Genomic DNA, 20,373 nt, shown 5'->3' with positions numbered 1-20,373 from the left:
AAATGAATACTAAACCAGCCGTAGTTTCTAAAAAAATAATTATTCCGTTTATTTTAGTTACCTCATTGTTTGCGCTTTGGGGATTTGCCAATGCCGTAACAGACCCCATGGTTCAAGCATTTAAAAAAGTGTTAGAACTTTCTAACTCTCAGGCTGCATGGGTGCAAATGGCATTTTATGGCGGATACTTTTGTATGGCGCTACCTGCAGCCATGTTTATGCGCAAGTACTCGTACAAAGTGGGTATCTTAATTGGTTTAGCTCTATATGCAACCGGTGCATTATTATTTTATCCGGCTGCTCAGTCAGAAAGTTTTATTTTTTTCTGTTTAGGTCTATACATATTAACCTTTGGTTTGGCGTTTTTGGAAACAGCTGCAAACCCATACATATTGGCCATGGGAGCAAAAGAAACGGCTACTCAGCGTTTAAATTTGGCCCAAGCCTTTAATCCGGTTGGTTTAATAGCTGGGTTAATTGTGGCACAACAGTTCGTTCTAAAGAACTTGCAATCAGATGATATTGCAGATTTTAACGCCCTTGATGAGGCCTCAAAAATAGCGATTAAAATAGCTGATTTAATGGTTATTCGCAATCCGTACGTAGCATTAGGCTTAGTACTCGTTGGTATCTTTGTAGTGTTTTTGGTTAGCAAAATGCCACAATCTAAAGATGAAGGGGGCATGCCAAGTATAGGAGATACTTTTGCAACCTTAGCTAAAAATAAAAAGTATACTTCAGGTGTTTTAGCTCAAATATTATATGTGGGCGCACAAATTATGTGCTGGACTTATATTTATCAATATGCAGAAGCTATTGGTATTGATAGTGTTACAGCTGGAACATATCAATTAGTTGCTTTTATTCTATTTATTGTAGGTAGAGCCGTTGGTACAGCTTTATTGCGCTTTATAAGCTCAGGTAAACTACTAATGTATTTTGCGCTATGCTCATTATTATTTTCTTGTGGCACTATGTTCATTCAGGGCGAAGTAGGATTATATTGTTTGGTAATAATATCATTCTTTATGTCATTAATGTTCCCAACAATTTATGGTATTGCTTTGGGCGATTTAACCGAAGAACAATCTAAAATAGGGTCTGCTGGTTTAGTTATGGCCATTGTTGGTGGTGCCTTAATGCCTAAATTACAGGGAATGATTATAGATGTTGGAGGAAATGGGGTTGCAGACACAAAAATCCTAGGAGTTTCAGAAGTTAATTTTTCATTCATCTTACCACTAGCCTGTTTTGTTTATATTGCTTGGTACGGTTTAAGAATTTTTAAAAGACATGAAGCAGATGACGACATTGAATTGATTGGTTCACAAAATTAATCGATTATGAATTCTACACCTTTAAAAAGATACTGTTTAGCTTTAGATTTAGTTGATGATTCTGAAAGCATTGCAGCTTATAAGAAGTATCATAAAAATGTTTGGCCCGAAATAGAAAAAAGTATTACCGATTCTGGTATTAAAACTATCGAAATTTATTGTATTGACAATAGGTTGTTTATGATTCTAGAAGTAGATGATTCCTTTTCTTTTGAAAGGAAAGGTAAAATGGACGCAGATAATCCAAAGGTTCAAGAATGGGAAACACTCATGTGGAAATATCAACAAGCCTTACCAACCGCAAAAGAAGGTGAAAAATGGTTGCTAATGGATAAGATATACCAATTAAAATAGAAATATCTATAAATTATGAAAGTAGGTTTATTTATACCTTGTTATATAAATCAGTTATACCCTCAAGTGGGTATCGCTACTATTGAACTCTTAGAAAAACTTAATGTAGAAGTTGTTTACCCTTCTCAACAGACTTGTTGTGGGCAACCAATGGCCAATTCAGGTTACGAATATGAATCTGTTGGCGCCTATAATAATTTTGTAAACAATTTTAAAGATTTCGATTACATCGTCACACCATCAGGAAGTTGTGCCTATCATGTAAAAAAGCATTATGACATCATCCCGCAAACCGAAGAAGTAGTCGCTGTACGTAAAAACGTCTATGAACTTTGCGATTTTATACTAAACGTTTTAAAAAGAAAAGACTTAGGAGCTGCCTTCCCTTATAAAGTTGGAGTTCATAAAAGTTGTCATGGTCTAAGAGGGTTACGCCTAGGGTCTTGTTCTGAGGTTGTTGAAGAAAAATACTCTTATATAGAAGAACTTCTAAATGAAGTAAAAGGAACTGAAATAATGCCCTTAAAACGTGCTGATGAATGCTGTGGCTTTGGTGGCACATTTGCTGTTACAGAAGAAGCCGTTTCTGTAAAAATGGGAAAAGACAAAATCAAAGACCATTTAGAAAGTGGCGTTGAAGTTATAACTGCTACAGACACCTCTTGTTTGATGCATTTAGAAGGATTGGTTAACAGAAACAATCAACCTCTAAAAGTTTTGCATATTGCCGAAATTTTGAATAGTAATATCTCATCTAAAAACTAAAATTATGAGCCATCCTAATTTAGCAAGTATTTTTAATAAAGATGAAAAAAGAGTAGATTGGCACGACAAGGCCTTATGGTTCGTTCGCCATAAAAGAGACCGCTCAGTACATAATGTAAAAGGCTGGGAATCATTAAGGGAATTGGGCCATGGTATCAAAGCACACACACTTTCCAATATAGACAATTACCTCATTCAGTTTGAAGTAAACGCTTTAAATAATGGTGTACAAGTACACTGGGCAGCTAATGCCGAAGAACACAATCAAATTGTACATAAAATCCTCAAAAAAAACAATGCTAAAAAGGTTGTAAAGAGTAAATCTATGTTAACCGAAGAATGTCATTTAAATCCATACTTGGAAGCTGATGGCATTGAGGTTATAGACACAGATTTAGGAGAACGTATTGTACAATTGGCCAAAGAACCACCCAGCCATGTTGTACTGCCGGCCATTCACAAAGATAGACACCAAGTTGATGAATTGTTTCAAGAACATCTGGGAACAGAACCATGTGATGGAGACCCACAATATTTAACAGCTGAAGCAAGAAAACATTTAAGAGAAAAGTTTATTCAGGCAGATGTAGCAATAACAGGCGTAAACTTCGCCGTGGCTGAAACAGGAGGCTTTGTAGTTTGTACCAACGAAGGAAATGCCGATATGGGTGCTCATTTAGCTCCTGTACACATTGCCTGTATGGGTGTTGAAAAAATAATCCCTAAACAGGAACACTTAGGCGTGTTCCTAAGATTATTAGCTAGAAGTGCGACGGGACAACCCATTACAACCTACTCGTCTCACTTTAAAAAACCCAGAAAGGGAGCAAAAATGCATATTGTGATTGTAGACAATGGGCGTTCAGAACAATTAAGCAGACCCGATTTTAGGGCCTCTTTACATTGTATTCGTTGTGGAGCTTGTATGAACACCTGTCCTATTTACAGAAGAAGCGGTGGGCATAGTTATGATTACACCATACCAGGGCCTATAGGTTCCATTTTATCTCCTGGTAAAGATTTGAAAAAATATAGTACTTTACCTTTTGCATCAACGCTCTGTGGTTCATGCTCTGATGTGTGTCCCGTTAAGATTGATATTCATTCCCAATTATATAAATGGCGCCAGATTATTACCAAAAATACGCCACAGCCTTTTATTAAGAAGAAATCCATGAAAGTAATGGGTCAGATTTTTGCAAAGCCATCGCAGTTTGAAAAAATTGGAAAAGTTGCTAGATGGTCTTTAAGAAATCTACCAAAATCATTTATTAATTCTAAACCTAATGCCTGGGGAAAAGCTAGGGATTTACCAAAAGGACCAAAGCAAAGTTTTGACGATTGGCACAAACAAAGAGAAGATAATAAACTAAAAAACAAATAAGTTATGGCAAACAGAGATACTATTTTGGCAAGTCTTAAGGCCAATAAACCAAAGCTTATTGATTTACCTTTTATCGATGCAGCAGTTTTTGATGAACAATTAGATTTGGCGGCAGAATTCACAAAAATACTTGAAGTTGTTGGTGGAAATGTGGTCGCGGTATCCAACGATGATGAAATCGCTTCGCATTTACAAAATTCGTTTTCTGAATTACCCATCAAGTATTCTACAATAGACGAATCATATGGATCTATCGATTTAGAAACCATAGCAAACCCAAAAGACCTAGAAAATCTTGATGTTCTTGTTTTAGAAAGCACTATTGCCGTAGCAGAAAACGGAGCCATTTGGTTAGCTGACAAGAATCTTCCAATAAGGGTATTGCCTTTCATAACAAAGCATTTAGCTATTATTATTTCTAAAAAAGACATTGTACCCTATATGCACCAAGCATATACTAAATTAAACAATACGGAATCTGATGATTATGGTGTTTTTATTTCAGGACCATCCAAAACAGCGGATATTGAGCAATCCTTAGTTATTGGTGCTCATGGAGCATTGAGCTTGACTGTATATTTAAAGGGCTAATATCTCTAACTCATTTCTTCTCATAATTAAAAAACTAAATGAAGGCATCTTGGGTTTATATATTCTAATTCTATTTGAAAAAGAATATAGAAAAATAAATTCCCATAAATATTACAATCAATAACATTTTTTTCATGAGTATAGATGCTTTTATTTGAAATAAAAAGCCTGAAAACAAAAAACACTGTTAATCATATGATTAACAGTGTTTTATTTTTACCTATTAAAAGGTTTGTCGGGGTGGCAGGATTCGAACCTGCGACCTCCGCGTCCCAAACGCGGCGCGATAACCGGGCTACGCTACACCCCGAATTTAATTTTCTTGTAGCGGGATGCAAATATACTTTTTTTATTCATTTTGCAAATCATTATTTAAGAAATATTTCCCATTTAATAAAGGTTCTTTATTATTCTAAATATATATTTTAGAGGTTTCAAATTTTCAGCTTATAACCATAAATTTATGTTCATTAAACAATACCTCTTTTTCATTTTTATATTCTTGAGTTTTTCAAATATTTTTGGTCAGTCAAAAATTACTGGAAAAATAATAGACACTAATAATAGTACACCAATTGCATTTGTACAAATAACCAATATAAACTCAAAAGTTATTATGCAATCATCATTGAACGGTAGTTTTGAACTTATGGAATTTGGCACCTATATTTTTAAAAAGGAAGGCTATCTGGAGAAAACAGTAATAATAGAAAATGATAAATACCATATCATCCAATTAAATCTCAATCCTTCTCAATTGAATGAAGTTATTATAAATAGCAACCATATTGCAAAGAAATTAAAAAATGCCACAGCTTCAATTAATATTATTTCTTCTCAAGACATTGAACGTTCAAACAACATTAACATTAATACTGTATTAAACAAAACTCCAGGGGTTTTTATGCAAAGTGGAGCTCTTAATACCAACAGAATAACAATTAGAGGTATTGGCTCAAGAAATTTATTTGGGACCTCAAAAATACGAGCATATTTTAAAGATATTCCATTAACCAATGGTAGTGGTGAAACTAATATTGAGGACTTTGAATTGGGAACGATATCTCGCTTAGAAATTATAAAAGGAGCTGTTTCCAGTGTCTATGGGGCAGGTTTAGGAGGAACAATTCACTTAATACCAGAACAAGGAGATTTTAGCAAACAACAAATAGCTAACCAACTATCTATTGGTTCATTCGGTCTTGTAAAAAACCTTTCAAGTTTAAATTTAAGTTCTAAAAAAAGTAGTTTAAAAGCCATTTATAGTACTACCCAAAGTGATGGCTACCGAGACAATAATGAATATAACAGGAAAACATTTACTCTTAACTCATCACACTTTATTGGTGATAAAGATGAACTAGCATTTTTAGCCAGTTTTATAGATTTAAAGGCCTTCATTCCAAGCTCTTTAAATGAAACTAATTATTTAAACAATCCCACATCAGCAGCATTTACCTGGAATCAAGCAAAGGGTTTTGAAGATTCTAAAAGAGGTATTTTAGGTTTATCATGGAATCATGATTACAATTCCAAAATCAAACAATCCACCAGTATATTTACATCTTATAGAAAGGGTTATGAACCAAGACCTTTTAACATCCTTTCTGAAAAAACAATTGCCGTTGGTATTAGAAGTAGACTAATAGGGCAAAACAAAATTTTCAATAAACCTTTGAACTGGACTTTAGGAGGTGAGTTATTCAAGGATACTTATAAATATTCTACTTATGAAAATTTATACCAGGACTTTCCACCAGAAACTGGAAGTGCAAAGGGAAATAGATTATCTGATTTTAAAGAGAAAAGAAATTACTACAATGCATTTTTTGAAACCAATTATAATATTTCTAGTAAAACTATTTTATCCATTGGTTTAAACTTGAATGAGACTTCTTATACATTGAAAGACAGATTTCCGGTTTCAGAAAGCAACCCAGATCAATCTGGCGATTTCAAATTCAAAACCATACTGTCTCCAAAATTTGGAGTTTCGCATGAATTAGCAAAAAACATAAATGCTTTTTCAAGTTTAAGCCATGGCTTCTCTCCTATTTCGTTGGAAGAAACACTGCTTCCTGATGGACAAATAAACACCAGCTTAAAACCAGAAACTGGTTGGAATTTTGAATTTGGAACTAGGGGCTCTATCATTCAAAACAAACTTCAATTCAATGTTTCTATATACCGATTAAATATTAAAAATTTACTTGTTTCAAGACGAATAGAACAGGATCAATACATTGGAATTAATGCAGGTAAAACTCAACATGATGGTATAGAAATGGGACTTGATTATCAATTAATTTCAAATAAATCTTTTCATGTAAGTACTGTCGTCAATTATTCAATTAACGACTATAAATTCAAAACTTTTATTGATGAATCCAATGATTATTCTGGTAATGATTTAACAGGTGTACCATCTCAAATATTTAATGGCATCATTGATTTTTATTCATCTATCGGTATTTATGGAAACATCAATTTTCAACATGTTGGTGAAATGCCAATAACGGATAGCAATAACTTATATTCAGACAGTTATTCATTAACAAACTTAAAAATCGGCTTTAAAAGAAATCTATTTAGTCGATTAAACTATAATCTGTTTTTAGGTTTAAATAATATATTTGATAAGCATTATGCATCTCAAATTTTAATTAATGCTTCTGGTTTTGGTGGAAACGCTCCTCGATATTATTATCCAGGGAATCCTGTAAATTATTATACCGGAATCAACTTAGATTATACTTTTTAATGTAATTTTATGGAAATTCACTCACTATGAAAAAGTTAAACATCCTACTAATAGTCATTTTCGTTACATGTTTTTCATGTGCACAACAAGCAGAATCTGAAATAAAAGCTGCAGAACCAGCCAATATAAACTACATGACACAAGTAGTAGTTCCTGAATTAACTATTCCATGGGGAATGACTTTTTTACCAGATGGAAGCATGCTTATTACAGAAAAATCAGGAGAATTATTTCATTTTAAGAACGGAGAAAAAATAAATATTGAGGGAGCTCCTGATGTTTATGTTCGTGGTCAGGGTGGATTTTTAGATATTGAATTACATCCAGATTATGAAAACAACGGCTGGATTTACATGACACATTCATCTACCGAAGGAGAAGATGAAGGCGGCAACACAGCTTTAATAAGGGCAAAATTAAATGGAAATACATTAGTTGACACTGAAGTACTCTACAAAGCTGGGCCTAACACAAAAAAAGGTCAACATTGGGGCTCTAGAATAGAGTTTGATAATGAAGGTTATTTATATTTTTCTATTGGAGATCGTGGAAATAGAGATGTAAACCCACAAGATATCACTAGAGATTGTGGTAAAATTTACAGATTACATGATGATGGCAGTGTTCCTGCTGATAATCCTTTTGTAGATGCAGAAAATGCTAAAACAGCAATTTATAGTTACGGACACAGAAACCCACAAGGTATGGTTAAAAACCCCTTTACCGGAGCTATTTGGGTTAATGAACACGGACCTAAGGGCGGTGATGAAATTAACATTATTAGAAAAGGCAATAACTATGGATGGCCAGTCATTTCTTATGGTATAAACTACAGTGGAACCACATTTACGGATATAACGGAAAAAGAAGGTATGGAACAACCTCTTTTTTACTGGGTACCCTCTATTGCTCCTAGCGGAATGACTATTGTTTCTTCAGATAAATACCCAGATTGGAAAGGTAATGTTTTAGTAGGGTCTTTAAAGTTTGAATATCTAGAACGCTTAGTTTTAGAAAACAATGAAGTGACAAAACGGGAAAAGCTTTTTGAAGGTGAAGGACGCGTTAGAAATGTAGTTCAGGCACCAGATGGTTATATTTATGTGGCTATCGAAAATTTAGGAATTGCAAGAATTGTTCAAAAAAAATAACTCAATGAAATTACTTTTAGCATTTTTTCTAATCGTTTTATCAACCTTAGTAATTTCAAATCAAAAAACCAATTACAATACTGATCCTTTACAGGAAAGTATTCAAAGAGGCAGTGAAATTTACACAGATTTTTGTATCACCTGTCACATGCCAAATGGAGAAGGTGTTACAGATGTGTATCCACCTTTAGCCAAATCAGATTACTTAATGAATAATAGAGAAGGAAGTATCAAAGGGCTAAAATACGGTCAAGAAGGTGAAATTATAGTAAATGGCAAAACTTATAATAGCTATATGGCTCCTTTAGGTTTAAGTGATGATGAAGTTGCTGATGTTATGAATTTCATAACAAATAGCTGGGGTAATAAAAATGATAAAATGATTACCGAAGAAGAAGTTTCAAACATTAAAAATTAGACAAATTTCCTATTAAATAATTTACATTTAAGTAACTTTGTAAAGAGCTCATTAAACACCAACTAATTATGCTAGTGATAGGAATTGCAGGTGGAACAGGTTGTGGTAAAACTACAGTTGTAAACCAAATTTTAAACGAACTACCAGAAGGTGAAGTTGGTGTAATTTCTCAAGATTCTTACTATAAAGACACTACACATTTAACGTACAATGAACGTGTAAATATCAATTTTGATCACCCTAGGTCAATAGATTTTGATTTGTTAACCGCTCATATTAAAGAATTAAAATACAATAATCCAATACAACAACCAGTTTATTCGTTTGTAAAGCATAATAGAACCGGAGACACCATTTTAACACACCCTAGAAAAGTTATGATTGTTGAGGGCATTTTAATTCTAACAAACCCAGAATTAAGAGATATGTTCGACATAAAAATATTTGTACATGCTGACTCTGACGAGCGGTTAATAAGACGATTAAAACGTGATATTGCAGAACGCGGTAGAGATTTAGACGAGGTTTTAGCACGTTATCAAAACACTTTAAAGCCTATGCATGATCAGTTTATTGAGCCTATGAAAGAATATGCTGATATCATTATACCCAACAATAAATATAACACAGTTGCAGTAGATATTGTAAGAACCATAATAAATGAAAAACTATAATGTCTTTTTTAAAACATAAATTTTTCAAACCACTCAAAAATATTTTTATCCTCATTTTGGTTGCTTTTGCCGTTTGGATGTTGTTTTTTGATGCTAACTCATGGATTATTCATCATGAATTAAACACAGATATTAAAGATTTAGAAGACGAAAAAGAATACTATAAAAAGGAAATAGAAAAAGACAATAGAGCCATTAAAAAGCTGAGTACGGAAGACGGTTTAGAAAAATTTGCCCGAGAAGAATATTATATGAAGCGTGAAAACGAAGAAATTTTCATAATAGAATACGAAGACAGTTTAAAAACCAAAAAATAATGAACAAACCCTTGTTTGACGAGTTTGATTCTGTTTCATCTAAACAGTGGAAACAAAAAATACAGTTCGATTTAAAGGGAGCCGATTATAATAATACGCTTATATGGAACACTAACGACAATATTTCGGTAAAACCATTTTATCATTCTGACGATTTTAACGAATCCCCTGCTCCTTCAAATACAAAAGGAACTGAATGGAAAATTTGCGAAACTATTTTTGTTGCAGATGTTGAGAAATCAAACTTAAAAGCTATTGACTCCTTAAATAGAGGCGCCGAAAGTTTAAGGTTTACTATTCCCTCCAAAGAAATTTCAATAGATCATTTATTAAAAAACATAGATCTGTCATCAGTGCCAATTCATTTTGAATTACAGTTTTTATCACCAGATTTTATAAATAAGCTACATGCAATTCTTGCAAATAAAAAAATCTACATTGAAAACGATATTATTGGAAATTTAGCCAAAACTGGCAACTGGTTTAGCAATCTTAATGATGATTTTAGGACGTTTGAATCAATAATAAAACAAACTAATTCATTTAGTGTTAACTCTTCTCTGTATCAAAATGCCGGTGCTAACATGACACAGCAATTAGCCTATTCTCTTGCTCATGCAAATGAATATTTAAACCATTTAGATACTAAAGAATCAATTCAAGTAATTTTCAATGTTTCTGTTGGGACCAATTACTTTTTTGAAATTGCAAAATTAAGAGCCTTAAGAATACTATGGCAATCTTTGGCTTCAGATTATGAAATCCAGACAGATTGTCAAATTTTTGCAACACCTACAAAGCGGAACAAAACTATTTATGACTATAACACTAATCTGTTGCGTACCACAACAGAATGCATGAGTGCTATTTTAGGAGGAGCTAACACCATTTGCAATGCGCCTTATGACGCCATTTACCATAAGAATAATGAATTTGGAGGTCGTATTGCAAGAAATCAATTGTTAGTTCTTAAGCACGAAAGTTTTTTTGATAAGGTTAACAACCCTTCAGATGGGGCATATTATATTGAATCTATCACCATTCAATTAGCAGAAAAAGCTTTGGCTCTTTTTAAAAACATTGAAGCCAATGGTGGTTTCTTAAAACAATTGAAAGAAGGCACTATTCAGCGTAAAATAAAAGATAGTGCCGCTAAGGAACAGAATCTATTCAATGTTGGAGAAGAAGTTCTTTTAGGCACCAATAAGCATCCCAATGAAAATGATAAAATGAAGGATGACTTAGAGCTTTACCCTTTTGTGAAAACCAAATCTAGAAAAACCTTAATTCAGCCTATTATAGAAAAACGATTAGCAGAAAACTTAGAACAAAAACGATTAAAAAATGAAAATTAACATGAAACCCATTTTAAGACTTATTGTATTCTCATTAACTATTATTTTGTTTAACTGTAAAAACGAAACTATTCAACTAGAATACAAATACGCCGATAAACCAGAAACTATAATCTGTAATGTTTCCAATACAAAACTATTCCAAGAAGCCTTATATTCTTTTGAAGATGACATATTTAAGTATTACAAAAAAAACAACTTTAAAAGTACCTTAATAAATGCCTATGCACAATTTACAAGAAACGCTATTAACGGAAGAATTAAGTATGACGAAATAATTTCAGAACATTCTTTGATAGTATTTGAGGCTTTAAAAAAAGACAATTCATTATGGGATTCAGAAAATACTAAAAGTCATTTAAATTATAATGGCCCTTTAATAAAGTGTATTGCCAATAATATAAAAGACAAAAATTTAAACACTACATTTAACTCATTGCTTTCAATAAATGACTTAAGTCCTAAATTGTTTGGACCACCTTTAACCACAAAATATAGAAATGCGATGAATGATAAATATTTAGCGTCATTTATAGCTTTTGATTTATACTATTCTAAATTTTTTGATATGGATTTAACCAAGATTAATTTAGATAAGCCTGATACTAAAGTAGATTTTAATAAAACCCCGCAATAAAAAATGAACAACCTATTTTCCATATTATTTATAGTTGGAATACTTTTAATAGGTTATTGTTCTTACAGTTTTTATAATGGGGTTAAAACAAAAAGTAGCAAAAAGAAAAAGGTAGCACTATTAGGAATTATTTTGGGAATTCTACTTTGTTTGAGCCCCATAATATATATACTTTTTGGTTTCCTTATAGGAGGAAGTTATAGGGAATAATTTCAACTAAATCATCAATTAAAAGATGAGAAAAAATATTCAACATATCTCTTTAAAGACAGAGAGCAAAAAACAGAAGAAAGAAGAAAAAAGTCCTTTTACTACTGCTGAAGGTATTTCTGTTAAACCTAGCTATTCAAAAGATGATATTGACAACCTAGAACATTTAGATTTTGTTGCTGGTATAGCACCTAATTTACGAGGACCGTATAGTACAATGTATGTACGCAGACCGTGGACTATTCGTCAATATGCGGGTTTCTCCACAGCCGAAGAAAGCAATGCCTTTTACAGAAGAAACTTAGCTGCTGGTCAAAAAGGTTTATCAGTAGCATTTGATTTGGCAACACACCGTGGATACGATAGCGACCACGCGCGTGTTGTTGGCGATGTTGGAAAAGCAGGAGTTGCTATAGATTCGGTTGAAGACATGAAAGTGCTTTTCAACCAAATCCCATTAGATAAGATGTCTGTTTCAATGACAATGAATGGAGCTGTTTTACCTATTATGGCATTTTATATAGTAGCGGCTGAAGAGCAAAATGTTGAAATAGATCAATTAGCGGGTACCATTCAAAATGATATTCTAAAAGAGTTTATGGTTAGAAACACTTATATCTATCCACCTACTCCTTCAATGAAAATCATTTCTGATATTTTTGAGTTTACCAGTAAAAACATGCCCAAATTTAATAGCATAAGTATTTCTGGTTACCATATGCAAGAAGCAGGCGCTACCTGCGATATTGAATTAGCCTACACTCTAGCTGATGGATTAGAATATATAAGAAAAGGATTAGCTGCGGGAATGGATATTGACACCTTTGCTCCACGCTTATCATTCTTTTGGGCCATAGGTATGAATCATTTTATGGAAATTGCCAAAATGCGAGCTGCCAGAATGCTATGGGCAAAATTGGTAAAACAATTCAATCCTAAAAACCCAAAATCTTTGGCTTTAAGAACACATTGCCAAACATCAGGTTGGAGTTTAACAGAGCAAGATCCATTCAACAACGTAGCTAGAACTACTATTGAAGCTGCCGCGGCTGCATTTGGTAGCACACAAAGTTTACATACTAATGCTTTAGATGAAGCAATTGCTTTACCAACTGATTTTTCTGCTAGAATTGCAAGAAACACACAAATATATCTTCAAGAAGAGACAAAAATCACTAAAACAGTTGATCCTTGGGCTGGAAGTTATTATGTTGAAAAACTAACACATGATATTGCTCAAAAAGCATGGTCATTAATAGAGGAAATTGAAGCTCACGGCGGAATGACAAAAGCTATTGAAGCCGGTATTCCTAAAATGAGAATTGAAGAAGCTGCTGCTAAAAAGCAAGCCAGAATTGATTCTGGACAAGATATTATTGTTGGTGTTAATAAATATAAACTTGAAGACGAAGCTCCGATTTCAACCTTAGAAGTTGATAATCAAACAGTAAGAAATCAACAGATTGAAAGTTTAAATAAGCTGAAATCTGAAAGAAATTCAGAAAAAGTTAAAACTGCACTTTCAAAATTAACCGAATCCGCTAAAACAGGAAAAGAAAATTTATTAGCTTTAGCTGTTGAAGCTGCAAGAGAACGAGCTACCTTAGGAGAAATCAGTGATGCTCTTGAAGTAGAATTTGGTCGTTACAAAGCACAAATTAAATCCTTTTCCGGAGTTTATAGTAAGGAAGTGAAAGACGATAAATCATTTAAGAAAGCACAAGAATTAGCAGATGTTTTTGCTGAACAAGATGGCAGAAGACCACGTATTATGGTTGCCAAAATGGGGCAAGATGGTCATGACCGTGGTGCCAAAGTTGTAGCCACTGGTTACGCCGATGTTGGCTTTGATGTTGATATTGGCCCACTATTTCAAACACCGGCAGAGGCTGCTAAACAAGCTGTAGAAAATGATGTGCATATTTTAGGCGTTTCATCATTGGCTGCAGGTCATAAAACATTGGTGCCTCAAGTAATTCAAGAACTTAAAAAATACGGACGAGACGATATTATGGTTATTGTTGGAGGTGTAATACCTAAACAAGATTATCAATATCTGTTTGATGCTGGTGCCATTGCTGTGTTTGGCCCAGGCACTAAAATAAGTGAGGCTGCTATTAAAATTCTTGAGATTCTAATCGATTAAAAAATTGGGATAAATCAGTACCAGTTCTATGAAGAAAAAGAAACTCATGATTTTTTTTCTGGTTATCATAATTATTATAACAATAATTATGATAATTATTCCTACGTTGAATTCAGCTAGAGATTCTTCCCCAGCTGGATTTCCAGAAGAAACAATTGATGACGCCATTGAACTAGATTTAGAATATATCTGCCCAATGAATTGCGAACAAGGTAAAACCTATTCAAAAAAAGGATTTTGCAATGTTTGTAAAATGCCATTAATTATTCTTCAAACAAAAGATGTTTTTGATGGGCAAAACTTTGAAGATAACATAGAATCGAATAGGAAAGAAAATTTGAATGGTACAGATACAAAGTAGCGGTGTTAACTCTGTTATAATCAATAAATTCCTTTGCATTAATTTTTAACATCGCTATATTCCAATCTTCATCAATTATTCAAAAACACATTATCTTGTAGAAGTATTATGTTAAAAATCAACGCAGAAGTGGCCTTTAAAACAATACATTTCTCATACTCTGACTTATAATTACTCTTTGAATTGTTGTTAACAAGTTCCGTTTTTATTCCTCGTAAATAATTGTATTTTTACCGTTGTTAAAATCGAAAAATTTAATGGGCAAAATCATTGCAATTGCTAACCAAAAAGGAGGCGTAGGAAAAACAACTACTTCCATTAATTTAGCAGCGTCACTAGGCGTTTTAGAAAAAAAAGTACTATTAATTGATGCTGACCCTCAAGCAAATGCCACTTCTGGAATTGGAATAGATGTAGAATCTGTTCAAGTTGGAACATACCAACTTTTAGAGCATTCTAATTCTGCCAAAGAAGCTATAGTAAAAACAGAAACACCAAACCTAGATATAATTCCCGCTCATATAGATCTTGTTGCTATTGAAATTGAACTAGTAGACAAAGAGTCTAGAGAGTACATGCTTAAAAAAGCTATTACTGGTGTTAAAGAAGACTATGATTACATTCTCATTGACTGCGCACCATCATTGGGGCTATTAACACTAAACGCATTAACCGCAGCAGATGCCGTAATTATACCAATTCAATGTGAATATTTTGCATTAGAAGGTTTAGGAAAACTTTTAAACACTATTAAGAGTGTGCAAAAGATTCATAATAAAGATCTAGACATTGAAGGTTTGTTACTTACCATGTATGATTCCCGCTTGCGTTTATCCAATCAGGTAGTAGAAGAGGTTCAAAAACATTTTAATAATATGGTTTTCCAAACCATAATTCAACGAAATGTACGTTTAAGTGAAGCACCTAGTTATGGAGAAAGCATAATTAATTATGACGCAAGTAGTAAAGGTGCAAACAATTACTTAAGTTTGGCAAAAGAAATTATCAATAAAAACTCCTAGGTTATGGCTAAGGCAACCAAAAAACAGGCTTTAGGTAGAGGTTTATCGGCACTTTTAAAAGATCCTGAAAACGATATTCAATCGGTTCAAGACAAGAACGCCGATAAAGTTATAGGTAATATCATTGAATTGGATTTAGATTTTATTGAGGTTAATCCATTTCAACCTAGAACCAATTTTAGCGAGGAGTCTTTACAAGAATTGGCTTCTTCTATTAAAGAATTGGGTATAATTCAGCCAATAACTGTTAGGAAATTAAGCCTTAATAAATATCAACTTGTTTCTGGTGAACGCCGTTTTAGAGCTTCTAAATTAGTTGGATTAGAAACTATTCCTGCCTATATAAGAATAGCTAACGACCAAGAATCGTTAGAAATGGCCTTAGTTGAAAATATTCAACGTCAGGATTTAGACCCCATTGAAATTGCCTTGTCTTATCAACGTTTAATTGATGAAATTAACCTAACTCAAGAACAAATGAGTGAGCGTGTTGGTAAAAAACGCTCTACCATTACAAACTATCTGCGTTTACTTAAGTTAGACCCAATTATTCAAACGGGTATGCGTGATGGATTTATATCTATGGGACATGGGCGTGCTTTAATAGCCGTAGAAGATCAAACGGTTCAATTAGACATATATGAAAAAATATTACAAAACGAACTTTCTGTAAGAAATACAGAAGCTTTAATTAGAAACTACAATACATCAAAAGAAGTTAAAGTTCCTTCAAAAGATAACACCGAAGAAGCTCCAAAATATATCAAAAAAGGAATTGGAGTGTTTTCAGAATACTTTGGGCACAAAATTGACGTTAAAGTCTCTAAAAATGGGAAAGGAAAAATTACGATACCTTTTCATTCAGAAGAAGACTTTAATCGTATAAAAAAATTAATTCAGGGTGCTAAATAAATCTGTAATAATAAGTGTACTTGCCTTTATATTTTGTTTTTCGTTAGTTGCTCAGGAGAAAGAGAAAAAAACTAAGAGAAAAAGAATTTCAAAAGAAATTGTTGTTGATTCCATTATAGAGAGAGAACCTATAGACCCCTTATCACCCGCAAAAGCAGCATTTTATTCAGCAGTTTTGCCAGGTTTGGGACAAGCCTATAACAAAAGATATTGGAAAATCCCACTTGTTTATGCTGCCCTAGGAACGGGTGTTTATTTCTATACTACCAATAACAAAGAATACAATAGATACAGAGACGCCTATAAAAGAAGGCTGGCAGGTTTCACAGATGATGAGTTTTATTTAGACGGAAACGGAAACCAATTACCTTCTCCAAGAGTAACCACAGAAGGATTGGAACGCGGGCAAAAATTTTACAGAAGAAATAAAGAAGTATCTCTTTTGGTTACTTTGGGAATATATGCTCTAAATATTATTGATGCTAATGTTGATGCACATTTACTTCAGTACAATGTAGATGAGAATTTATCTTTTGCACCACATTATAAGTTTAACGAATTTAACGCAAAGAGCAACGTAGGTTTAACCCTAAATTTTAAATTTTAGGCCATAATTGGCATTTAACAAAAAATAAATTTATAAAATGAAAATTGCTTTATTAGGATACGGACGCATGGGACAGACCATAGAGAAAATAGCAATTAGCCGTGGGCATGATGTTGTTTTAAAAATTGATAAAGACGATAATGATTATGATATAACTTTAGCCGATGTTGCTATTGATTTCAGTTTACCATCTGCTGCATTTGGAAATATCACAAATTGTTTAAACAACAATGTTCCAGTAGTTTCTGGAACTACCGGTTGGTTAGATAATTACGACAAAGCTGTAGCTCTATGTAAAGAAAAGAATGGTGGATTTATATATGCGTCAAACTTTAGTTTAGGGGTCAATATCTTTTTTGAACTTAACAAAACCCTAGCCAAAATGATGAGTAACCTTAACCAATATAATGTTACTATGGAAGAAATACATCATACAAAAAAGCTAGATGCACCAAGTGGAACTGCAATTACATTGGCAGAAGGTGTTATAGACAATAATAATAACTATGACGACTGGAAACTTGATGAATCTGATAAAAGCACTAGGATTCCTATAGTAGCAAAACGTATTGAAGATGTACCTGGAACACATACGGTAAATTATGAAAGTGAAGTTGACTCTATTAATATAGAACATGTTGCTCACAACAGACAAGGTTTTGCTCTTGGTGCTGTAGTAGCTGCAGAATGGTTAGTTGGAAAAGCAGGAGTTTTTTCAATGAATGACGTGTTAAATATTGGTTAATACTAACTACAATTTGTAACATTAACAATATGTTAGCAACAAACAAAACGATTTAAAATTTACGATTATGACATTAATGCAATGGTTTATATTCATTTTAATTATTCAAGTTATTCACGGGTTAGGCACTTGGAAATTATACCTTAAAGCAGGAAGACAAACATGGGAAGCTTTTGTACCTATTTATAACGGAGTTGTATTAATGAAAATAATCAACCGTTCATGGTGGTGGATTATTTTATTGTTTTTGCCTATTGTAAACATTATAATGCTTGCTATAGTTTGGGTAGAAACGGCACGAAGTTTTGGTAAAAACCAAAAGACAGATACTTTTTTAGCAGTAGCTTCCTTAGGTTTTTACAATTACTACCTAAATTATGTTGCTGATGTAAAATATGTTGAGAATAGAGATTTAAACCCAAAATCATCATCTGGTGAATGGACTAGTTCTATACTATTCGCTATTGTTGCGGCTACTATAGTACACACATATTTTATGCAACCATTTACCATTCCATCGTCTTCTTTGGAAAAATCATTATTAGTTGGTGACTTTTTGTTTGTTAGTAAATTTCATTATGGTGCTAGAATACCAATGACCACTGTTGCAGCCCCAATGGTGCATGATACCATTCCGGGTCTTAAAAAGAAATCTTATTTGTTTGATGATGATTTTACAAAACGTAAAACCTCGTGGATTAACAAACTACAATTACCTTATTTAAGAATTCCTGGGTTTGAAAAAATTGAAAGGAACGATATTGTAGTTTTCAATCAACCAGCTGATACTTTGCTGGATATGAATGATTTTCATCCAGACAGAAACTATTACAAGCCTATAGACAAAAAAACAAACTTAGTAAAACGCTGTGTTGGTATTCCTGGTGATTCTTTGGAAGTAAGAGATGGTTATGTGTACATTAACGGTAAGCAAAATGAATTACCAGACAGAGCGCATTTACAGTTTAGTTACAATGTACAGCCAAAAACAAATCAGTTTAATCCACAGTATCTTAAAAGTCGTTATGATATTACTGATATTGTTTACCCAACTAATGCTCAATACACTAATTATAGGTTTTCGGCTGTATCAGATGAGGCCTTAGCTAAATTTAAAAATCATCCTAATGTAAAAGGTATTTCTCCTAACAAAGAGGTTGAAGGGGAAAGAAACCCAAACATTTTTCCGCATGACCCAATTTACAACTGGAATGTAGACTTTTTTGGACCACTTTATATTCCTGAAAAAGGAAAAACTATCGATATTAATTTGGAAGTATTGCCATTATACAAACGTGTTATTTCTGAATACGAACGCAATGATTTACAAGTAAAGGGCAACCAGATTTTAATTAATGGCGAAGTAACAGACACTTATACTTTTAAACAAAATTACTATTGGATGATGGGTGATAACCGTCACAACTCAATTGATGCACGCGCATGGGGTTTTGTTCCTTTTGATCATGTTGTGGGTAAACCTGTTTTCATTTGGATGAGTTGGGACGGACTGAAAAACCCACGTTGGGAACGCTTCTTTACTACCGTTGGTGGTAGCGGTAAAGCCACTTCATTTTTTATTCCATTTATAGTTTTACTTTTTGGATGGATTGGTTTTAACAAATGGCGCAAGCGAAGAAAAGCGAATAGTTAAATATATTCCTGATTTCTCAGGAATGACAATATGCAATGAACATCATCATTCACCCAACATACTTTCCTAATATTGCTCATTTTGTGGCAATAATTCAAGCTAAGGAAGTTATGTTTGAGGTTGATGATAATTTCGTAAAACAGACGTATAGAAACCGCGCTTATATTTATGGTTCTAACGGAAAACAAACCTTAAACATCCCCGTTGTATATTCTCAAAAGCACCGGCAAAAATACAGGGATGTAAAGATTTTTAATGAAGAAAGGTGGCAAGACAATCATTGGAAATCATTACTATCATCGTATAGAACTTCTCCTTTTTTTGAATTTTACGAAGATGAATTACAACCTCTATTCCAACAAAAAACTGATTATATTTTAGATTTTAATTTAAAATGTTTTGAAATCATTTGTGATTGTCTACAACTAGATTTAAACGTATCTAAATCTGTTTCCTATGAAAAAACTATTGAAGATAAAGTAGATTTCAGACACTTAGTAACGGCAAAAAAGGAACAACCTCTACCATTTGAAACTTACACACAAGTTTTTAGTAACAAACATGGTTTTATTAGCAACTTAAGCATCTTAGATTTATTATTTAATGAAGGTCCAAACGCAACTAATTACTTAGTATCTCAATCTTTAATTACTCAATAATGTTACAACCCTTTGCGCATTATGGGTGCCATTTTCTAATTCCATTAATTGTAGCTTTAATATGGTACAAACCTAAATGGCAGTTAGCTTATTTCACTATGATTTTGGGTATGCTAATTGATTTAGACCACTTATTAGCGAACCCAATCTTCGACCCCAATAGATGCAGCATAGGTTTTCATCCGCTTCACTCCTATTTCGCCATAACCTTTTACTTGTTTCTTTTAATTCCGAAAAAGTCAAGATTGGTTGCCTTTGGATTAGTAATACATATTATTTCTGATGCAGTTGATTGCTCATTTATGTAGTAACT

21 protein-coding genes and 1 tRNA gene are annotated in these 20,373 nt (G+C 33.1%); 21 read left to right on the top strand and 1 reads right to left on the bottom strand.

The window, feature by feature from the left end:
* The first annotated feature begins 2 nt into the window (after positions 1 to 2).
* From fucP to FUA22_RS03780, 5 genes are read left to right on the top strand one after another with little or no spacing between them, the layout of a single operon-like run.
* Positions 3 to 1,337, top strand: coding sequence for an L-fucose:H+ symporter permease (fucP, locus tag FUA22_RS03800; RefSeq protein WP_147766501.1), 1,335 nt, complete (start codon positions 3 to 5; stop codon positions 1,335 to 1,337).
* A gap of 6 nt (positions 1,338 to 1,343) precedes the next feature.
* Positions 1,344 to 1,691, top strand: a complete 348-nt coding sequence (locus FUA22_RS03795; RefSeq protein ID WP_147766500.1) for an L-rhamnose mutarotase — start codon at positions 1,344 to 1,346, stop codon at positions 1,689 to 1,691.
* Positions 1,692 to 1,706: 15 nt separating this feature from the next.
* Positions 1,707 to 2,456 carry a (Fe-S)-binding protein gene (locus FUA22_RS03790; protein WP_147766499.1) on the top strand — a complete coding sequence of 250 codons (750 nt, stop codon included), beginning with the start codon at positions 1,707 to 1,709 and terminating at the stop codon, positions 2,454 to 2,456.
* A gap of 4 nt (positions 2,457 to 2,460) precedes the next feature.
* Complete coding sequence (locus tag FUA22_RS03785; RefSeq protein WP_147766498.1) at positions 2,461 to 3,840, top strand: lactate utilization protein B; 1,380 nt, start codon at positions 2,461 to 2,463, stop codon at positions 3,838 to 3,840.
* A gap of 3 nt (positions 3,841 to 3,843) precedes the next feature.
* Positions 3,844 to 4,431, top strand: coding sequence for a LutC/YkgG family protein (locus tag FUA22_RS03780; RefSeq protein WP_147766497.1), 588 nt, complete (start codon positions 3,844 to 3,846; stop codon positions 4,429 to 4,431).
* A 235-nt stretch (positions 4,432 to 4,666) separates the two neighbouring features.
* On the opposite strand, the gene FUA22_RS03775 is transcribed toward FUA22_RS03780, so the two are convergent.
* Positions 4,667 to 4,741: transfer RNA gene (locus tag FUA22_RS03775), tRNA-Pro, on the bottom strand.
* Positions 4,742 to 5,047: 306 nt separating this feature from the next.
* On the opposite strand from FUA22_RS03775, the gene FUA22_RS03770 reads away from it, so the two are divergent.
* From FUA22_RS03770 to FUA22_RS03695, 16 genes are all read left to right on the top strand, one after another.
* Positions 5,048 to 7,192 (top strand): TonB-dependent receptor family protein, encoded by a 2,145-nt coding sequence (locus FUA22_RS03770; RefSeq protein ID WP_241664744.1) that lies wholly within the window; start codon positions 5,048 to 5,050, stop codon positions 7,190 to 7,192.
* A gap of 26 nt (positions 7,193 to 7,218) precedes the next feature.
* Positions 7,219 to 8,343: a PQQ-dependent sugar dehydrogenase gene (locus tag FUA22_RS03765; RefSeq protein WP_147766495.1), complete on the top strand. Its 1,125-nt coding sequence runs from the start codon at positions 7,219 to 7,221 to the stop codon at positions 8,341 to 8,343.
* 4 nt (positions 8,344 to 8,347) lie between these two features.
* Positions 8,348 to 8,761 carry a c-type cytochrome gene (locus FUA22_RS03760; protein ID WP_147766494.1) on the top strand — a complete coding sequence of 138 codons (414 nt, stop codon included), beginning with the start codon at positions 8,348 to 8,350 and terminating at the stop codon, positions 8,759 to 8,761.
* A gap of 68 nt (positions 8,762 to 8,829) precedes the next feature.
* Positions 8,830 to 9,435 carry a uridine kinase gene (gene udk, locus FUA22_RS03755; RefSeq protein ID WP_147766493.1) on the top strand — a complete coding sequence of 202 codons (606 nt, stop codon included), beginning with the start codon at positions 8,830 to 8,832 and terminating at the stop codon, positions 9,433 to 9,435.
* Positions 9,435 to 9,752: an FtsB family cell division protein gene (locus FUA22_RS03750; protein ID WP_147766492.1), complete on the top strand. Its 318-nt coding sequence runs from the start codon at positions 9,435 to 9,437 to the stop codon at positions 9,750 to 9,752. The genes udk and FUA22_RS03750 overlap by 1 nt, the downstream gene beginning before the upstream one ends.
* Positions 9,752 to 11,107, top strand: coding sequence for a methylmalonyl-CoA mutase subunit beta (locus tag FUA22_RS03745; RefSeq protein WP_147766491.1), 1,356 nt, complete (start codon positions 9,752 to 9,754; stop codon positions 11,105 to 11,107). Before FUA22_RS03750 ends, FUA22_RS03745 begins: the two co-directional genes overlap by 1 nt.
* The gene (locus tag FUA22_RS03740; protein WP_147766490.1) at positions 11,097 to 11,744 is read left to right on the top strand and encodes a hypothetical protein; all 648 of its coding nucleotides are present in this window, start codon (positions 11,097 to 11,099) and stop codon (positions 11,742 to 11,744) included. Before FUA22_RS03745 ends, FUA22_RS03740 begins: the two co-directional genes overlap by 11 nt.
* A 235-nt stretch (positions 11,745 to 11,979) precedes the next feature.
* Complete coding sequence (gene scpA / locus FUA22_RS03735) at positions 11,980 to 14,100, top strand: methylmalonyl-CoA mutase (RefSeq protein ID WP_147766489.1); 2,121 nt, start codon at positions 11,980 to 11,982, stop codon at positions 14,098 to 14,100.
* Between the two features lie 88 nt (positions 14,101 to 14,188).
* A complete protein-coding gene (locus FUA22_RS03730; RefSeq protein ID WP_147766488.1) occupies positions 14,189 to 14,461 on the top strand; it encodes a heavy metal-binding domain-containing protein in 273 nt (90 codons plus the stop codon).
* 257 nt (positions 14,462 to 14,718) lie between these two features.
* On the top strand, positions 14,719 to 15,483 hold the full coding sequence (locus FUA22_RS03725; RefSeq protein ID WP_147766487.1) for a ParA family protein: 765 nt from the start codon (positions 14,719 to 14,721) through the stop codon (positions 15,481 to 15,483).
* Positions 15,484 to 15,486: 3 nt separating this feature from the next.
* Entirely contained in the window at positions 15,487 to 16,395 is a 909-nt protein-coding gene (locus FUA22_RS03720; protein ID WP_147766486.1) for a ParB/RepB/Spo0J family partition protein, read from the top strand.
* A complete protein-coding gene (locus FUA22_RS03715) occupies positions 16,385 to 17,002 on the top strand; it encodes a DUF5683 domain-containing protein (RefSeq protein WP_147766485.1) in 618 nt (205 codons plus the stop codon). The genes FUA22_RS03720 and FUA22_RS03715 overlap by 11 nt, the downstream gene beginning before the upstream one ends.
* Before the next feature lie 37 nt (positions 17,003 to 17,039).
* On the top strand, positions 17,040 to 17,747 hold the full coding sequence (dapB, locus tag FUA22_RS03710; protein ID WP_147766484.1) for a 4-hydroxy-tetrahydrodipicolinate reductase: 708 nt from the start codon (positions 17,040 to 17,042) through the stop codon (positions 17,745 to 17,747).
* A 67-nt stretch (positions 17,748 to 17,814) separates the two neighbouring features.
* On the top strand, positions 17,815 to 19,401 hold the full coding sequence (gene lepB / locus FUA22_RS03705) for a signal peptidase I (RefSeq protein WP_147766483.1): 1,587 nt from the start codon (positions 17,815 to 17,817) through the stop codon (positions 19,399 to 19,401).
* 35 nt (positions 19,402 to 19,436) lie between these two features.
* Positions 19,437 to 20,060: a WbqC family protein gene (locus FUA22_RS03700; RefSeq protein ID WP_147766482.1), complete on the top strand. Its 624-nt coding sequence runs from the start codon at positions 19,437 to 19,439 to the stop codon at positions 20,058 to 20,060.
* Entirely contained in the window at positions 20,060 to 20,368 is a 309-nt protein-coding gene (locus FUA22_RS03695; RefSeq protein WP_147766481.1) for a DUF6122 family protein, read from the top strand. Before FUA22_RS03700 ends, FUA22_RS03695 begins: the two co-directional genes overlap by 1 nt.
* The last annotated feature ends 5 nt before the right edge of the window (positions 20,369 to 20,373 follow it).

The organism is Seonamhaeicola maritimus (assembly GCF_008056315.1).
GTDB lineage: Bacteria > Bacteroidota > Bacteroidia > Flavobacteriales > Flavobacteriaceae > Seonamhaeicola > Seonamhaeicola maritimus.
This window is presented reverse-complemented; position numbering and strand designations above follow the sequence as displayed.

Coding starts and splice junctions, on each gene's coding strand:
- fucP (WP_147766501.1), top strand. CDS start 3: ATGAATACTAAACCAGCCGTAGTTTCTAAAAAAATAATTATTCCGTTT.
- FUA22_RS03795 (WP_147766500.1), top strand. CDS start 1,344: ATGAATTCTACACCTTTAAAAAGATACTGTTTAGCTTTAGATTTAGTT.
- FUA22_RS03790 (WP_147766499.1), top strand. CDS start 1,707: ATGAAAGTAGGTTTATTTATACCTTGTTATATAAATCAGTTATACCCT.
- FUA22_RS03785 (WP_147766498.1), top strand. CDS start 2,461: ATGAGCCATCCTAATTTAGCAAGTATTTTTAATAAAGATGAAAAAAGA.
- FUA22_RS03780 (WP_147766497.1), top strand. CDS start 3,844: ATGGCAAACAGAGATACTATTTTGGCAAGTCTTAAGGCCAATAAACCA.
- FUA22_RS03770 (WP_241664744.1), top strand. CDS start 5,048: ATGCAATCATCATTGAACGGTAGTTTTGAACTTATGGAATTTGGCACC.
- FUA22_RS03765 (WP_147766495.1), top strand. CDS start 7,219: ATGAAAAAGTTAAACATCCTACTAATAGTCATTTTCGTTACATGTTTT.
- FUA22_RS03760 (WP_147766494.1), top strand. CDS start 8,348: ATGAAATTACTTTTAGCATTTTTTCTAATCGTTTTATCAACCTTAGTA.
- udk (WP_147766493.1), top strand. CDS start 8,830: ATGCTAGTGATAGGAATTGCAGGTGGAACAGGTTGTGGTAAAACTACA.
- FUA22_RS03750 (WP_147766492.1), top strand. CDS start 9,435: ATGTCTTTTTTAAAACATAAATTTTTCAAACCACTCAAAAATATTTTT.
- FUA22_RS03745 (WP_147766491.1), top strand. CDS start 9,752: ATGAACAAACCCTTGTTTGACGAGTTTGATTCTGTTTCATCTAAACAG.
- FUA22_RS03740 (WP_147766490.1), top strand. CDS start 11,097: ATGAAAATTAACATGAAACCCATTTTAAGACTTATTGTATTCTCATTA.
- scpA (WP_147766489.1), top strand. CDS start 11,980: ATGAGAAAAAATATTCAACATATCTCTTTAAAGACAGAGAGCAAAAAA.
- FUA22_RS03730 (WP_147766488.1), top strand. CDS start 14,189: ATGATAATTATTCCTACGTTGAATTCAGCTAGAGATTCTTCCCCAGCT.
- FUA22_RS03725 (WP_147766487.1), top strand. CDS start 14,719: ATGGGCAAAATCATTGCAATTGCTAACCAAAAAGGAGGCGTAGGAAAA.
- FUA22_RS03720 (WP_147766486.1), top strand. CDS start 15,487: ATGGCTAAGGCAACCAAAAAACAGGCTTTAGGTAGAGGTTTATCGGCA.
- dapB (WP_147766484.1), top strand. CDS start 17,040: ATGAAAATTGCTTTATTAGGATACGGACGCATGGGACAGACCATAGAG.
- lepB (WP_147766483.1), top strand. CDS start 17,815: ATGACATTAATGCAATGGTTTATATTCATTTTAATTATTCAAGTTATT.
- FUA22_RS03700 (WP_147766482.1), top strand. CDS start 19,437: ATGAACATCATCATTCACCCAACATACTTTCCTAATATTGCTCATTTT.
- FUA22_RS03695 (WP_147766481.1), top strand. CDS start 20,060: ATGTTACAACCCTTTGCGCATTATGGGTGCCATTTTCTAATTCCATTA.